This window comes from Pseudomonas sp. NPDC088414 (assembly GCF_044753325.1).
Taxonomy (GTDB): domain Bacteria; phylum Pseudomonadota; class Gammaproteobacteria; order Pseudomonadales; family Pseudomonadaceae; genus Aquipseudomonas.
In genome coordinates this window covers 73,780-90,327 of record NZ_JBIVMY010000023.1, presented here as the reverse complement: position 1 = coordinate 90,327, position 16,548 = coordinate 73,780, and the positions used below count along the sequence as shown (strand labels likewise).

Here is a 16,548-nt window from a genome sequence, read left to right as displayed (position 1 = left end):
CGAACAGAATATTTTTGTTGCCCTTTGACATTTTATATAAGAATTTCATATCTTCTTTGTACTTTTGCTGGGTTTTTTCAAGGTTGATGATGTGAATCTTGTTACGCGCGCCGAAAATGTACTTACCCATTTTCGGATTCCAGTAACGGGTTTGGTGACCGAAGTGCACACCGGCCTTCAGCATATCGCGCATGTTGACTTGGGACATGATAGTTCCTTAATAAGTCGGGTTTGGCCTCCACGTATCCCAATGACCAACCAGTAGCATAAAGCCAAAGGCACCCAGGTCATCGTGTCGACACGTGTGTGGATTTAAGCTTTTCGGGGTATCCCCGGAAAGCGGCGCATTTTATACCACAGGGTGCGCAGAAACGGAACCCGGAATCTGTAATCGCACCAGGGACATGGGCGCAGCCCCCTTGGAATCGCCTCAAGGCCCACCATTGTATAGAGAGAGACGATGCATGCAGGCGCGGATTTGCGCCTTTCGTCTGTTAGAATCGGGTTTTTCAGGGTCGCAAATCGCACACCTGCCACCCTCGTCCGTATCAGCAAGCGCCGCCGAGCGCAGAGAGAGCCTGTATGACCGTCAACCTCAAAACCCCCGAGGACATCGCTGGCATGCGTGTCGCCGGCAAACTGGCCGCCGATGTGCTGGAAATGATTGCCGAACACGTCAAACCGGGCGTGACCACCGATCAACTGAACCAGATCTGCCACGAATACATCGTCAACGTGCAGCAGGCCATCCCTGCCCCGCTCAACTACAAGGGCTACCCGAAGTCGATCTGCACCTCGATCAACCACGTGGTCTGCCACGGCATTCCGAATGACAAGCCACTGAAGAATGGCGACACGCTGAACATCGATGTCACCGTGATCAAGGACGGCTACCACGGCGACACCAGCCGCATGTTCCACGTCGGCGAAGTGCCGGTCTGGGCCGAGCGCCTGTCGCAGGTCACCCAGGAATGCATGTACAAGGCGATCGAAATCGTCAAGCCTGGCTGCCGCCTCGGCGACATCGGTGAAATCATCCAGAAGCACGCGGAAAAGAACGGCTTCTCGGTGGTTCGCGAATTCTGCGGCCACGGCATCGGCAAGGTGTTCCACGAAGAGCCACAGATCCTGCATTACGGCCGTGCCGGCACCGGCATGGAACTGAAGGCCGGCATGACCTTCACCATCGAGCCGATGATCAACCAGGGCAAGGCCGACACCAAGGTACTGGGCGACGGCTGGACCGCGATCACCAAGGACCGCAAGCTCTCGGCGCAGTGGGAACACACCCTGCTGGTGACCGACACCGGCTACGAGATCTTCACCCTGCGCGCCGACGACACCATCCCGCGCGTCTCGGCCTGATCCCAAGAACGCTCCCAGCCTTATAGAAGGAAAGCCAATCGATGCCGCAGGTGGATCCCGAACTCTTCGACCGCGGCCAGTTCCAGGCTGAACTGGCCCTGAAAGCGAGTCCCATCGCGGCGTTCAAGAAGGCGATCCGCCAGGCTCGCGAGGTCCTCGACACGCGCTTTCGCAGTGGCCGCGACATCCGCCGGCTGATCGAAGACCGGGCGTGGTTCGTCGACAACATCCTGCAAAAGGCCTGGGAGCAGTTCAACTGGAGCGAAGACGCCGATATCGCGCTGGTCGCGGTCGGCGGGTACGGCCGGGGTGAGTTGCACCCCTATTCCGACATCGACCTGCTGATCCTGCTCGACAGCGCCGATCACGAAGTCTTCCGCGATTCCATCGAGCGTTTTCTGACGCTGCTGTGGGATATCGGCCTGGAAGTCGGTCAGAGCGTGCGCTCGGTCGACGAATGCGCCGAAGAGGCCCGCGCCGACCTGACGGTGGTCACCAACCTGATGGAAAGCCGCACCATCTGCGGCCCCGAACGTCTGCGCCAGCGCATGCTCGATGTCACCAGCACCGCGCACATGTGGCCGGCCAAGGAGTTTTTCCTGGCCAAGCGCGCCGAGCAAAAGGCCCGTCACCACAAGTACAACGACACCGAATACAACCTGGAACCCAACGTCAAAGGCTCGCCCGGCGGCCTGCGGGATATTCAGACGATTCTGTGGGTGGCCCGGCGTCAGTACGGCACCCTGAACCTGCGCGCTCTGGCCGGCGAAGGTTTCCTGGTCGAAAGCGAAAACGCCCTGTTGGCGTCCTCCCAGGAATTTCTCTGGAAAGTGCGTTACGCCCTGCACATGCTCGCCGGGCGCTCCGAAGACCGCCTGTTGTTCGATCATCAACGGACCATCGCCGGCCTGCTCGGTTTTGAAGGCGACGACGCCAAACAGGCGGTCGAAAACTTCATGCAGCAGTACTTCCGCGTGGTGATGAGCATCGCCCAGCTCAGCGACCTGATCATCCAGCATTTCGAGGAAGTGATCCTCGCCCCGGAAGACGAAGCGCCGCCGCAGCCAATCAATTCGCGCTTCCAGTTGCACGACGGCTACATCGAAGCACGCAACGACAACGTGTTCCGCCGCACGCCGTTCGCCATGCTCGAGATCTTCGTGCTGATGGCCCAGCAGCCGGAAATCAAAGGCGTGCGCGCCGACACCATTCGTCTGCTGCGCGAAAACCGGCACCTGATCGACGACAACTTCCGCAACGATATCCGCAACACCAGCCTGTTCATCGAGCTGTTCAAGTGCAAGATCGGCGTGCACCGCAACCTGCGCCGGATGAACCGCTACGGCATCCTCGGGCGCTATCTGCCGGAGTTCGGCTTCATCGTCGGGCAGATGCAGCATGACCTGTTCCACATCTATACGGTCGATGCGCACACCCTGAACCTGATCAAACACCTGCGTAAGTTGCAGTACACCCAGGTGTCGGAAAAATTCCCGTTGGCCGCCAAGCTCATGGCCAAACTGCCCAAGCCCGAACTGATCTACATGGCCGGTCTGTACCACGACATCGGCAAAGGCCGGCATGGCGATCACTCGGACATCGGCGCGGTCGATGCCGAAGCGTTCTGCCAGCGCCATCAGTTGCCGCTGTGGGACAGCCGCCTGATCGTCTGGCTGGTACAGAACCATCTGGTGATGTCGACCACCGCGCAGCGCAAGGATCTGTCCGATCCCCAGGTGATCCACGACTTCGCGCAAATCGTCAGCGACGAAACCCGTCTGGACTACCTGTACGTGCTGACCGTGGCCGACATCAACGCGACCAACCCGACCCTGTGGAACTCATGGCGCGCCAGCCTGTTGCGCCAGCTCTACACCGAGACCAAGCGTGCCCTGCGCCGAGGCCTGGAAAACCCGGTCGATCGCGAAGAGCAGATTCGCCAGACCCAGAGCGCGGCACTGGACATCCTGGTGCGCGGCGGCACCGATCCGGACGACGTCGAGCAGTTGTGGGCGCAGTTAGGTGATGACTATTTCCTGCGTCACACCGCCGGCGATGTGGCCTGGCACAGTGACGCGATCCTGCAGCAGCCGGCCGATGGCGGCCCGCTGGTGCTGATCAAGGAAACCACCCAACGCGAGTTCGAGGGTGGCACGCAGATCTTCATTTATGCCCCCGACCAGCACGACTTTTTCGCGGTGACTGTGGCCGCGATGGACCAGCTCAACCTGAACATTCACGACGCCCGGGTCATCACCTCGAGCAGCCAGTTCACCCTCGATACCTACATCGTGCTCGACAACGACGGTGAATCCATCGGCGACAACCCGACCCGGATCAAACAGATCCGCGACGGCCTGACCGAAGCCCTGCGCAACCCTGACGACTACCCGACGATCATCCAGCGCCGGGTGCCGCGCCAGCTCAAGCACTTCGCCTTTGCGCCGCAGGTGACGATCCACAACGACGCCCAGCGTCCGGTGACGGTGCTGGAACTGACGGCACCGGATCGCCCGGGTTTGCTGGCACGCATCGGCGGGATCTTCCTCGAATTCGACCTGTCGCTGCAGAACGCCAAGATTGCGACCTTGGGCGAACGGGTGGAAGACGTGTTCTTCATCACCGACGCCCACAACCAGCCGCTCTCCGACCCGCTGCTGTGCAGCCGCCTGCAGGATGCAATCGTCGAGCAACTGAGCGTCAATCAGGAACCGGATATCAAGCTTTCGCGCATCAGTATTTGAATTGAATTAATCCATTACCCCGGTGGGAAGGATCACTCCGATACCAACCTGTTAATCACCCCCCTGTAGGAGCGAGCCTGCTCGCGATAGCGGCACATCAGTTTGCATGGATGTTGAATGTGCAGCCCTCATCGCGAGCGGGCTCACTCCTACAGATTTTGTGCATTGGTCAGTATCAGAGTTTTCTTTCCACATTGAACGAGGCCCCCATGAACAACGCTCTGAACCAGCTCCAGCCCTACCCGTTCGAAAAGCTCCGTGCCTTGCTTGGCACTGTGACCCCGAACCCGGACAAACGCCCGATCGCCCTGTCGATCGGCGAGCCGAAACACCGCTCGCCAAGCTTTGTCGCCGAAGCGCTGGCGAACAATCTGGATCAAATGGCGGTGTATCCGACCACCCTCGGCATCCCGGCCCTGCGCGAAGCCATCGCCGGCTGGTGTGAACGTCGCTTCGGCGTGCCGAGCGGCTGGATTGATCCGGCGCGCAATGTGCTGCCGGTCAACGGTACCCGCGAAGCGCTGTTCGCCTTCACCCAGACCGTGGTCAACCGCGGTGACGATGCACTGGTGGTCAGCCCGAACCCGTTCTATCAGATCTACGAAGGCGCAGCGTTTCTCGCCGGGGCCAAGCCGCACTACCTGCCGTGCCTGGACGAAAACGGCTTCAACCCGGATTTCGACGCTGTGTCGCCAGATATCTGGAAACGCTGCCAGATCCTGTTTCTGTGCTCCCCTGGCAACCCGACCGGCGCGCTGATTCCTGTCGATGTGCTGAAAAAACTCATCGCTCTGGCCGACGAATACGACTTCGTGATCGCCGCCGACGAGTGCTACAGCGAACTGTACTTCGACGAACAGACCCCGCCGCCGGGCCTGCTCAGCGCCTGCGTCGAATTGGGCCGCAAGGACTTCAAGCGTTGCGTGGTGTTCCACAGCCTGTCCAAGCGTTCGAACCTGCCGGGGCTGCGCTCCGGGTTCGTCGCCGGTGACGCCGACGTGCTCAAGGGCTTCCTGCTGTACCGCACCTACCACGGCTGCGCGATGCCGGTGCAAACCCAACTGGCCAGCGTCGCCGCCTGGAATGACGAAGTGCACGTTCGCGCCAACCGTGCGCTGTACCGCGAAAAGTTCGACGCCGTTCTGGCGATCCTCAGCCCGGTGATGGACGTGCAGCGTCCGGACGGCAGCTTCTACCTGTGGCCGAACGTGGCCGGTGACGATGCCGCATTCTGTCGCGACTTGTTCGAACAGGAACACGTGACCGTGGTGCCAGGCTCGTATCTGTCGCGCGAAGCAGACGGTGTCAATCCAGGCGCAGGCCGAGTGCGGATGGCGCTGGTTGCACCGTTGGCTGAATGTGTTGAAGCAGCAGAACGGATTCGCGACTTCATTACCCGCCAACACTAACTTTCTAATATCCGTGCCAGTCATCTGGCACGGACACATCCCCAAGTTACATTTAAAACCACTTTACGACTATTCCAGACACTGCCCAAAGCTTAATCTTGCGCAGTGATCTTTTGCATGCGCAAAAAACAACTAAAACAAATCAAGGAAGAAAACAAAAATATGGATAGTTTTCAATACTGCACACTTCAGGAACCGCCTAAAGAGGCAAAAGCCAAGAGTCTCGGAAACAGCCGAAAAAAACGTGCTTTAGTGCACTACTCCAAAACCTGGCCAAGCCGATCCACCCTGAAAATAGCGTTCATGGACAATCCAACTCCGGAACACAAAAAGAAAATCATTGCCGCCGCCGAACGCTGGCTTCCTTATATCAGTTTGAAATTTGAGTTCGTCGAGGGCGCAGAGGGTCACATCCGAATTTCCACAGAGGGCGTTGGGAACAGTTCATTTCTGGGCACCGACGCACTGGAGATGTTTCCTGACACGCCAACCATGTGGCTTGGCATCGACCCCGAACACGAAGACTTCGAGACCGTCGTCACGCATGAGTTTGGCCACGCACTGGGCGCGATGCACGAACACCAGCACCCCAAGGCGCAAATCCCCTGGAACAAAGAAAATGTTTACAACTACTATCAAAACAGACCGTTAGATCCTCTGTCGCGAGGCCAAGTTGACGACAACATATTCACCCCTTTTAACGATGCCGACGCGCTTTATTTACCCTACGATCGAAAATCCATCATGCACCATCCGATTTCCAACAATTTGACACTTGGCAATTGGGCAAACCCGATAAACCGTGAAATCAGTGAGAAAGACAAAGAGCTCATGCGCTTGATTTACCCACGTTGAATCGGGACTTTCCGTGCCAGTGCTTCTGACACGGTAATCCGCCATAAAAACCTTACACAATCAATTTACCTACTCAAGCTCTGCTACTACCCCCCCACTCAAATGACTTTTCGAAAATAACAAACAACTCAAAAAGTCAAATTTCACTATCGAAAACATGGATGTTCAATTATGTACCTGACACGGCTTCAGCCAAACAAAAAACCCGAACACACACTTGACTGCCGCAACATCAAGCGCACGCGGGAGATTCAATAAAATGTGGGCCAAGAACAATCCGGCAAAATTCTGGACGCCTGGCAGCACACTGCGCATCGCCTTCCTCAACGGCACGCAGGCATTCAAGGATGCGACCATCGCCGCTGCCAGCAACTGGTTGCCGCACATCAACCTGAGGTTCGATTTCGTCGAGGGTGAAGCAGGCGACATCCGCATACTCAGTGAAGAAGGAACGTTTTCGTCTCGGATAGGTACGGATGCCCTGTTATATCCCGATGAGCCGACCATGAAACTCTGGCCGCATCCGAGCCTGCCACGTTACTTTGCCGCCAATGTCATGCATGAGTTCGGTCATATGCTGGGCGCGGAGCATGAACAGACCAATCCCGTGGCAGATATTCCCTGGGACAAACCAGCCATCTACGCGCTGCATGGAATCACCGAAAATCCGGAAGATGATGACGCTCAAGGCAGAGAGACGCGTAAAAGACTGCACCAATGGTATCTGGATCGTGCAGATCCCAGCGCGAGCATTTATTCGGAGTACGACCGAAAATCGATCATGCACTACGTCATTTATCAGTCCTGGACACAAGGCGACTTCCAGAACCTTTTAAATTTCAGTTTGAGCGACAAGGATAAAGCCTTCATGGCGAAGGCCTATCCCTATCCGGCAGCAACAAGTCAGTAAGATCATCCGACAGCGAACAGCTATTTGACCTGTCCCAGATTCGCTTCGCTTAAATCCAGGTCTGCCAATACTTCGCGCAACACGTCGTCCCCGATCTGGTGCTGACGGCTGAGACTATAGAGCTCAAGGCGCTGCGCACGCAGCGCCTTGAGCCGCAGACGGCGTTCGAGCAGGTCCATCTGGAACGCCAGCGCCTGCGCCTCTGCAGAATCGTTGAACACCTCGAGTTGATGGCGATACTCGGACATGATCCGTGCCTTGAGTTCCGCCGAGAGCGCGGCTTGGGCGGCATCCTGCGGCGCGACCTCTTCGGTTTCCAGCGCATGGATCGCCGCCTCGGCAGTCTTGCGCCAGGCATCGCGCACTTCCTGACGACGCTTGTCGTCCGGGCTTTTCTCGATGCCGCGCAGCAGCAACGGCAAGGCGATGCAGGCACAAATCAGCGACAACAGAATCACCCCGGCGGCGATGAAGATCAGTAGATCACGCTCGGGGAACGCCTCGCTGCCCATCAACATCGGCACCGACATCACACCGGCCAGCGTCACCGCCCCGCGCACCCCGCCAACGGTCAACAGCCAGCAGGATCGCGCGGTTGGCACTTGCGTCAGGTCGCCCTTGCCGCGCAAACGGCGCAACAGCACTGACAAGCGCCAGATGCTTTGCACCCAGATAAAGCGCAACAGCACCAGGGCAAGGAAAATCGCCACCACGTCGAGGCCGCGGTACAGCAGCGTCGGCCACAGCGTCGGTTCGTGGCTGACCACCGCTTTGATGATGTCCGGCAGTTGCAGGCCCAGCAGCAGAAAGATCAGGCCGTTGAAGGCAAATTCCAGCAGCGACCAGACACTGCGATTGAGCAGGCGGGTGCTGGTCTGTCGGGGCAACAGATCGAGCCAGCTCTGCATCATGCCCGCCGCGACGGCCGACAGAATCCCCGAAGCGCCCAGTCGCTCGGCCAATACATAGGCGGCGAACGGCAGCAACAACATGAACACCACGTGGGTGGCCGGGTCGTCCCAGCCACGGGCGATCATCCACGCGCGCAAGCGCCCGACCAGCCAGCTCAGCGCGACACCGACGGCCAAGCCCCCGACCGCCACCAGCACGAACGTCAGGCTGGCATTGGCCAGCGAGAACACCCCGGTCACCGCCGCCACCAAGGCAAACTTGAACGTCACCAGACCCGACGCATCGTTCATCAGCGCCTCGCCTTGCAGGATGTGCATCAGCGGCGTCGGCAAGCGGTTCTGCGAGATCGCCGAGACCGCCACGGCATCGGTCGGCGACAGCACGGCGGCCAGCGCGAAGGCCACCGGCAGCGGAATGCTCGGCAGCAGCCAGTGAATGAAGTACCCGGCGCCGACCACGGTGAACAGCACCAGCCCGACCGCCAGCGTCAGGATCGGCCCACGTAGGTGCCAGAACTCGCGTTTGGGCATGCGCCAACCGTCGGAAAACAGCAGCGGCGGCAGGAACAGAAACAGGAACAGTTCGGGGTCCAGCGCGACGTGCAGGCCCAGTGTCGGCCAGGCCAGCAAGGCACCGGCAGCGATTTGCACGAGGGGCAGCGGCAGCGGGATGACCCGTCCTACCAGACGCGAGACGCTGACCAGCATCAGCAGGATCAGGACGGTGTAAGCGGTTTGCATAAAGCGGAAATCTCAGACAATCGACAGCGTTGAACTGCCATATTAGCCGCTTAGCATGCGTCTGGCGTTTGCACCTATGTCGCACGCCCGCAACGCCATTCCAATGTGGGAGCGAGCTTGCTCGCGAATACGGTTTGTCATTAACAGAGATTTTGACTGACACGCCCCCTTCGCGAGCAAGCTCGCTCCCACAGGGTTTTGCATTGCCAAATGAAGCCGGGCGCCGCGAAACGCTTTGGTCATGGCATAATCCGACACCATTTTTTTCCAGCACCTGTAAAGGGGGCGATTCCTTGACCGTTTCAAGTAAAACGTTGCACCTTTTCGGCATCAAAGCCTGCGACACCATGAAGAAGGCGCGCACCTGGCTCGATGAACACGCTGTCAGCTACGACTTCCACGATTACAAAACCGCCGGCATCGACCGTGAGCACCTGACCCAATGGTGTGACGAGCACGGCTGGCAAACGGTGTTGAACCGTGCAGGCACGACCTTTCGCAAACTCGACGACGAACGTAAAGCCGATCTCGACCAGTCGAAAGCCATCGAACTGATGCTCGCTCAACCCTCGATGATCAAGCGCCCGGTGCTCGATCTCGGTGACCGAACCCTGATTGGCTTCAAGCCAGACATCTACGCGGCCGCACTCAAGTAAGCAGCCCGTCACTTATTGCTAGAGGTATTCACATGTCCAACTCTCTGTTCAGCATCGCCTTTGGTGTCGGCACTCAGAACCGTCAAGGCGCGTGGCTGGAAGTGTTCTACGCCCAGCCACTGCTCAACCCGTCGGCCGAACTGGTCGCTGCCGTTGCGCCGATCCTCGGCTACACCGAAGGCAACCAGGCCATCACCTTCACCACCGCGCAGGCGGCGCAACTGGCTGAAGCGGTCAAAGGCATCGACGCCGTTCAAGGCAAACTGCTGACCCGTCTGGCCGAGAGCCACAAACCGCTGGTCGCCACCCTGCTGGCCGAAGACGCACAGCTGACCTCGACGCCAGAGGCCTACCTCAAGCTGCACCTGCTGTCGCATCGTCTGGTCAAGCCGCACGGCGTGAGCCTGGCCGGGATCTTCCCGCTGCTGCCGAACGTGGCCTGGACCAGCCAGGGCGCAATCGACCTGAGCGAACTGGCCGAGATGCAACTCGAAGCGCGTCTGCGTGGCGAGCTGCTGGAAGTGTTCTCGGTGGACAAGTTCCCGAAAATGACCGACTACGTGGTGCCGGCCGGTGTGCGTATCGCTGACGCGGCACGTCTGCGCCTGGGCGCCTACGTGGGCGAAGGCACCACCGTGATGCACGAAGGCTTCATCAACTTCAACGCCGGCACCGAAGGCCCGGGCATGATCGAAGGCCGCGTTTCCGCTGGCGTATTCGTCGGCAAGGGCTCGGACCTGGGCGGCGGTTGCTCGACCATGGGCACCCTGTCGGGCGGCGGCAACATCGTGATCAAGGTTGGCGAAGGCTGCCTGATCGGCGCCAACGCCGGTATCGGTATTCCGTTGGGCGACCGCAACACCGTCGAGTCGGGCCTGTACGTGACCGCCGGCACCAAGGTCGCGCTGCTCGACGAGCACAACAACCTGGTCAAGGTTGTGAAGGCGCGTGAGCTGGCCGGTCAGACTGACCTGCTGTTCCGTCGCAATTCGGAAACCGGTGCCGTGGAGTGCAAAACCCACAAATCGGCGATCGAGCTGAACGAAGCGCTGCACGCTCACAACTAAGCGTTTAGACGATCCATTGTAGGAGTGAGCCTGCTCGCGATGCTTTTGGCGTCCTTGCGGACGCTATCGCGAGCAGGCTCACTCCTACAAGTCTGGCGTACACCCCGCCCAAGTTCACAGGGCTGAACAGATGATGATTCCCTCCCCGTGGCGCGCCGACTTTCCGGCCATCGCCGCCCTGCAACGGCAAGACCAGACCTATCTGGACAATGCCGCCACCACGCAAAAACCCCAGGCCCTGCTCGACGCACTGACGCATTACTACGCCAATGGCGCGGCCAATGTGCATCGCGCGCAGCACCTGCCCGGCGCCCACGCCACGCAGGCGTTCGAAGACAGTCGGCTCAAGGTTGCCCAGTGGCTGAATGCCGGTGACAGCGGGCAGATCGTCTTCACTCACGGCGCCACCAGTGCGCTGAATCTCTTGGCCTATGGCCTGGAACATCTTTTCCGCCCGGGCGATGAGATTGTCATCAGCGCCCTGGAGCATCACGCCAACTTGCTGCCGTGGCAGCAACTGGCACAGCGTCGCGAGCTGAAACTGGTGATCCTGCCGCTGGACGCCGACGGGGTGATCGACCTCGGCGCCGCCGTGCGCCTGATCACCCCGCGCACCCGCTTGCTGGCGGTCAGCCAGCTGTCCAACGTGCTCGGTGCCTGGCAACCGTTACCGGCGCTGCTGGCGATGGCCAAGGCGCACAACGCGCTGACCGTGGTCGATGGCGCCCAAGGTGTGGTGCATGGTCGCCACGACGTGCAGGCGCTGGGTTGCGACTTCTATGTGTTTTCCAGCCACAAGCTGTACGGCCCCGATGGCCTCGGCGTGCTGTTCGGGCGCAACACCGCACTTGAGCAACTGCAGCCGTGGCAGTTCGGCGGCGAAATGGTGCTGGAAGCCAACTATCACGATTCACGCTTCCGCCCTGCCCCGCTGGGTTTCGAGGCGGGTACGCCGCCGATTGCCAGCGTGATCGGCCTCGGCGCGACCCTCGACTATCTGGCCGGGCTGGATCAGGACGCGGTGTCGGCCCACGAAGCGGCGCTGCACGCCTATCTGCTGCAAGGCCTCGCCGCGCGTAACGGCATTCGCCTGCTGGGCAAGCCGCAATTGGCGCTGGCGAGTTTTGTTGTCGAAGGTGTGCACAACGCCGATCTGGCGCACCTGCTGACCGAGCAAGGCATCGCCGTGCGCGCCGGGCATCATTGCGCAATGCCGTTGCTGAAAAGCTTCGAACTGGCGGGCGCGATCCGTGTGTCGCTGGCGCTGTACAACGATTCCGAGGATCTGGAACGTTTCTTCGAAGCGCTGGATCAGGCCCTGGAGTTGCTGCGATGAGCCTGCCGCTGGCCGCCGCCGAAGCGTTGCTGACTTTTCAGAATGCTGCCGGTTGGGAACAACGCGCACGGTTGCTGATGCAGTTTGGCGATCGTCTGCCACCGCTGGATGACGCGGACAAATGCGAGGCCAACCGGGTGCATGGCTGTGAGAGTCAGGTGTGGCTGGTGGGGGAATTGCAGGACGGCCACTGGCAGTTCAGCGCTGCCAGCGATGCGCGGATGATTCGCGGATTGGTGGCGTTGCTGCTGTTGCGGGTCAACGGTTTGAGCGCTGGCGAGTTGCAGCAGGTGGACTTGCCGGACTGGTTCAATCAGCTGGGACTTTCGCGTCAGCTATCGCCGTCGCGCAGCAATGGCTTGAATGCCGTGCTCAAGCGCATGAATGAACTGGCCACCACCCTGTAGGAGCTGCCGCAGGCTGCGATCTTTTGATCTTGCTTTTTAAAAATCAGGATCAAAAGATCGCAGCCTGCGGCAGCTCCTACAAGGGAATTGTGGGAGCTGGCTTGCCAGCGATGAGGGCATCAGCCTCACAGATCAGACCTGAGGCTTGCCCCTATCCGCCGGCCGCCGCACACCCGCCACAATCTTGTCCACTGCCTTGGTCGCCGCGACCATGCCGAACGTCGCCGTGACCATCATCACCGCGCCAAACCCGCCGGCGCAGTCGAGCTTCACCCCGTCGCCGACAAAACTCTTCTGCAAACAGATGCTGCCATCCGGTTTCGGATAGCGCAGTTGCTCGGTGGAAAACACACACGGTACGCTGTAATGGCGGGTCACGGTACGCGAGAAGCCATAGTCGCGACGCAACGTCGAACGCACTTTCGAGGCCAACGGATCGTTGAACGTGCGGTTGAGGTCGCAGACCTGAATCAGCGTCGGATCGATCTGCCCACCGGCACCGCCAGTGGTAATGATCTGAATCTTGCGACGTTTGCACCAGGCGATCAGCGCAGCCTTGGCGTTGACCGCGTCGATGCAGTCGATCACGCAGTCGATGTTCGGCGTGATGTATTCGGCCATGGTGTCGCGGGTAACGAAATCCCCCACCGCATGCACGGTGCAGTCCGGGTTGATCCCGCGCAGACGCTCGGCCATCACCTCGACCTTGGGTTTGCCGACGGTACTGTCCAGCGCGTGCAACTGGCGGTTGGCGTTGCTGACGCAGACGTCATCGAGGTCGAACAGCGAAATTTCGCCGACGCCACAGCGGGCCATGGCTTCCGCCGCCCAGGAACCGACACCACCGACGCCGACAATCGCCACATGGGCCGCACGCAGGCGCTCGAGGCCCTCGATGCCATACAAACGGGCGATGCCTGCAAACCGTGGATCTTCTGTACTCATGACCATTACCCCAAAAACCGGCGCGCATTATAGGGCCGTCGGCGGCCAAGAGCATCTTTGACGCTATGAACGGCAACCACAGCCGTTTTCACACAACCTTTGTGGCGAGGGAGCTTGCTCCCGCTGGGTCGCGAAGCGGCCCTCAAAAAGCGGCCTGCTTCGCAGTCCAGCGGGAGCAAGCTCCCTCGCCACTGGGAATTGCTATAACTGAACAACAAAGTTTTCTCTTACAAGCTGTTACTAAAGAACTTAAATCAGGTTGGACTGCCCAACATCGGGCATTTCCCTGTCCGGTGTACGACCAGTGAACTGCCGGTGTAGGATTCGCGCCCTTTTGGCGTAAGCCGAACCGTTCCTTCGTTCCACAGCCTTTGGAACCCGAAATAGCTATGTCATCGCGTAAATTTGGTCTCAACCTGGTGGTGGTTCTGGCAATCGCCGCCCTGTTCACCGGTTTCTGGGCGCTGATCAACCGCCCGGTCTCCGCGCCCAACTGGCCGGAGCAGATCTCCGGTTTCTCCTATTCGCCATTTCAGCAGGGCCAATTCCCACAGAAGGATCAGTATCCGACTGACGACGAAATGCGCCGCGACCTGGAGATCATGAGCAAGCTGACGGACAACATCCGCATCTACTCGGTCGACGGTTCGCTGCAGGACATCCCGAAACTGGCGGAAGAGTTCGGTCTGCGCGTGACCCTCGGGATCTGGATCAGCCCCGATCAGGAACGCAACGAGCGCGAGATCGCGAAAGCCATCGAACTGGCGAACTCTTCGCGCAGTGTTGTTCGCGTGGTGGTTGGTAACGAAGCATTGTTTCGAGAGGAGATCACTCCCGAGGCACTGATCGTCCTGCTGGATCGTGTTCGCGCAGCGGTGAAAGTACCGGTCACAACCTCCGAACAGTGGCATATCTGGGAAAAATACCCGCAACTTGCCAAGCACGTCGACCTGATCGCCGCGCACGTGCTGCCGTACTGGGAATTCATTCCGGTGGACAAGGCCGGGCAGTTTGTTTTCGACCGCGCCCGCGACCTGAAAAAGCTGTTCCCGAAAAAACCGTTGCTGCTGTCCGAAGTCGGCTGGCCGAGCAACGGTCGCATGCGCGGTGGCGCCGATGCGTCGCCGGCGGATCAGGCGATCTACCTGCGCACGCTGGTCAACAAACTCAACCGTCAGGGCTTCAACTACTTCGTGATCGAAGCCTTCGACCAGCCGTGGAAGGCCAGTGATGAAGGTTCGGTGGGCGCTTACTGGGGCGTGTTCAACGCCGCGCGCCAGCAGAAATTCAACTTCGAAGGCCCGGTCGTCGCCATCCCGCAATGGCGCGTGCTGGCCATCGGCTCGGTGGTCTTGGCACTGCTGTCGCTGACCCTGCTGATGATCGACGGCTCGGCCCTGCGCCAGCGTGGCCGGACCTTCCTGACCTTTATCGCGTTCCTTTGCGGCTCGGTGCTGGTGTGGATCGGCTATGACTACAGCCAGCAATACAGCACGTGGTTCAGCCTGACGGTGGGTTTCCTCCTGGCGCTCGGTGCGCTCGGGGTGTTCATCGTGCTGCTGACCGAGGCCCACGAACTGGCCGAAGCGGTGTGGATTCACAAGCGTCGGCGGGAATTCCTGCCGGTGATCGGTGATTCGCACTACCGGCCGAAAGTCTCGATTCACGTGCCCTGCTACAACGAGCCGCCGGACATGGTCAAACAGACCCTCGACGCCTTGGCCGCTCTCGATTACCCGGACTATGAAGTCCTGATCATCGACAACAACACCAAAGACCCGGCCGTGTGGGAGCCGGTGCGTGACTACTGCGCAACCCTCGGCCCGCGTTTCAAGTTCTTCCACGTATCGCCCCTGGCCGGGTTCAAGGGCGGCGCGCTGAACTACCTGATTCCGCACACCGCCAAGGACGCCGAAGTCATCGCGGTGATCGACTCCGACTACTGCGTGCACCCGAACTGGCTCAAGCACATGGTGCCGCACTTCGCCGATCCGAAAATCGCCGTGGTGCAGTCGCCGCAGGACTACCGCGACCAGAACGAAAGTACTTTCAAGAAGCTCTGCTACGCCGAATACAAAGGCTTCTTCCACATCGGCATGGTCACCCGTAACGACCGCGACGCGATCATCCAGCACGGCACCATGACCATGACCCGGCGTTCGGTTCTGGAAGAGCTGGGCTGGGCCGACTGGTGCATCTGTGAAGACGCCGAACTCGGTCTGCGCGTGTTCGAAAAAGGCCTGTCGGCGGCGTATTACCACGATAGTTACGGCAAGGGTCTGATGCCGGATACGTTTATCGACTTCAAGAAGCAGCGTTTCCGCTGGGCCTACGGCGCAATCCAGATCATCAAGCGCCACACCCGCAGCCTGCTGCGCGGCAAGGACACCGAGCTGACCCGTGGCCAGCGTTACCACTTCCTCGCGGGCTGGCTGCCGTGGGTCGCGGACGGCATGAACATCTTCTTCACCGTCGGCGCCCTGCTGTGGTCGGCGGCGATGATCATCGTGCCGCAACGGGTCGATCCGCCGCTGCTGATTTTCGCCATCCCGCCATTGGCGCTGTTCGTGTTCAAGGTCGGCAAGATCATCTTCCTCTACCGTCGCGCCGTCGGCGTGAACCTCAAGGATGCGTTCTGCGCGGCACTGGCCGGACTGGCGTTGTCGCACACCATCGCCAAAGCGGTGCTGTACGGCTTCTTCACCAGCAGCATTCCGTTCTTCCGCACGCCGAAAAACGCCGACAACCACGGCTTCTGGGTGGCGATTTCCGAGGCACGCGAAGAGCTGTTCATCATGCTGCTGTTGTGGGGCGCGGCGCTGGGGATCTACCTGGTGCAGGGCATACCGAGCAACGACATGCGTTTCTGGGTCGCAATGCTGCTGGTGCAGTCGCTGCCGTACGTCGCGGCGCTGATCATGGCGTTCCTCTCGTCGCTGCCGAAACCGGCCGCTGCGCCTGAGCCGACGCCTGTCGTCTAATTCTTCTTCGAAGCACTAAACGGCGGCCAATGGTCGCCGTTTTGCTTTAAGATAACCGCCATTTTGCGGGGCTTGGCGTGATACGCGGTGTAACCGACCGAACCCAATCCCTGTGGGAGCGAGCTTGCTCGCGAAGGCTTTGTAACATTCAACCCTTAAGTTGCCTGATACACCGCTTTCGCGAGCAAGCTCGCTCCCACAGTGGCCCCAGCCCAATTTCA

The 16,548-nt window shown here is 59.8% G+C and carries 12 protein-coding genes and 1 pseudogene; 10 read left to right on the top strand and 3 right to left on the bottom strand.

The window, feature by feature from the left end; genetic code table 11:
• On the bottom strand, nucleotides 1–208 hold a 208-nt coding region (rpsB, locus tag ACIP8I_RS19150; protein ID WP_400763042.1), incomplete at its 3' end, for a 30S ribosomal protein S2.
• A gap of 320 nt (nucleotides 209–528) precedes the next feature.
• On the opposite strand from rpsB, the pseudogene map reads away from it, so the two are divergent.
• The 5 genes and pseudogenes from map to ACIP8I_RS19125 all read left to right on the top strand — a co-directional run.
• A pseudogene (gene map, locus ACIP8I_RS19145) lies at nucleotides 529–1,365 on the top strand (type I methionyl aminopeptidase); the annotation flags it as partial.
• A 41-nt stretch (nucleotides 1,366–1,406) separates the two neighbouring features.
• A complete protein-coding gene (locus tag ACIP8I_RS19140) occupies nucleotides 1,407–4,109 on the top strand; it encodes a [protein-PII] uridylyltransferase (RefSeq protein WP_400763040.1) in 2,703 nt (900 codons plus the stop codon).
• A gap of 209 nt (nucleotides 4,110–4,318) precedes the next feature.
• A complete protein-coding gene (gene dapC, locus ACIP8I_RS19135; protein WP_400763038.1) occupies nucleotides 4,319–5,518 on the top strand; it encodes a succinyldiaminopimelate transaminase in 1,200 nt (399 codons plus the stop codon).
• Nucleotides 5,519–5,635: 117 nt separating this feature from the next.
• Nucleotides 5,636–6,373, top strand: a complete 738-nt coding sequence (locus tag ACIP8I_RS19130) for a M12 family metallopeptidase (protein WP_400763036.1) — start codon at nucleotides 5,636–5,638, stop codon at nucleotides 6,371–6,373.
• Nucleotides 6,374–6,632: 259 nt separating this feature from the next.
• The gene (locus ACIP8I_RS19125) at nucleotides 6,633–7,283 is read left to right on the top strand and encodes a hypothetical protein (protein WP_400763034.1); all 651 of its coding nucleotides are present in this window, start codon (nucleotides 6,633–6,635) and stop codon (nucleotides 7,281–7,283) included.
• Nucleotides 7,284–7,303: 20 nt separating this feature from the next.
• Here the strand turns inward: ACIP8I_RS19125 and ACIP8I_RS19120 are convergent, their stop codons facing one another.
• Nucleotides 7,304–8,935, bottom strand: coding sequence for a Na+/H+ antiporter (locus ACIP8I_RS19120; RefSeq protein WP_400763032.1), 1,632 nt, complete (start codon nucleotides 8,933–8,935; stop codon nucleotides 7,304–7,306).
• Between the two features lie 293 nt (nucleotides 8,936–9,228).
• Here ACIP8I_RS19120 and ACIP8I_RS19115 point away from each other — a divergent pair, with 293 nt between their 5' ends.
• From ACIP8I_RS19115 to ACIP8I_RS19100, 4 genes are all read left to right on the top strand, one after another.
• A complete protein-coding gene (locus ACIP8I_RS19115; protein WP_003222107.1) occupies nucleotides 9,229–9,591 on the top strand; it encodes an ArsC family reductase in 363 nt (120 codons plus the stop codon).
• A gap of 32 nt (nucleotides 9,592–9,623) precedes the next feature.
• Entirely contained in the window at nucleotides 9,624–10,658 is a 1,035-nt protein-coding gene (gene dapD, locus ACIP8I_RS19110) for a 2,3,4,5-tetrahydropyridine-2,6-dicarboxylate N-succinyltransferase (RefSeq protein ID WP_003222105.1), read from the top strand.
• Between the two features lie 130 nt (nucleotides 10,659–10,788).
• Entirely contained in the window at nucleotides 10,789–11,994 is a 1,206-nt protein-coding gene (locus tag ACIP8I_RS19105; RefSeq protein ID WP_400763029.1) for an aminotransferase class V-fold PLP-dependent enzyme, read from the top strand.
• A complete protein-coding gene (locus ACIP8I_RS19100) occupies nucleotides 11,991–12,401 on the top strand; it encodes a SufE family protein (protein WP_400763027.1) in 411 nt (136 codons plus the stop codon). The genes ACIP8I_RS19105 and ACIP8I_RS19100 overlap by 4 nt, the downstream gene beginning before the upstream one ends.
• A gap of 132 nt (nucleotides 12,402–12,533) precedes the next feature.
• Here ACIP8I_RS19100 and tcdA read toward each other — a convergent pair whose 3' ends face one another.
• A complete protein-coding gene (gene tcdA, locus ACIP8I_RS19095) occupies nucleotides 12,534–13,352 on the bottom strand; it encodes a tRNA cyclic N6-threonylcarbamoyladenosine(37) synthase TcdA (RefSeq protein WP_400763025.1) in 819 nt (272 codons plus the stop codon).
• Between the two features lie 383 nt (nucleotides 13,353–13,735).
• Between tcdA and ACIP8I_RS19090 the strand changes: the two genes are divergently transcribed.
• On the top strand, nucleotides 13,736–16,327 hold the full coding sequence (locus ACIP8I_RS19090) for a glycosyltransferase (RefSeq protein ID WP_400763023.1): 2,592 nt from the start codon (nucleotides 13,736–13,738) through the stop codon (nucleotides 16,325–16,327).
• Nucleotides 16,328–16,548 lie beyond the last annotated feature (221 nt).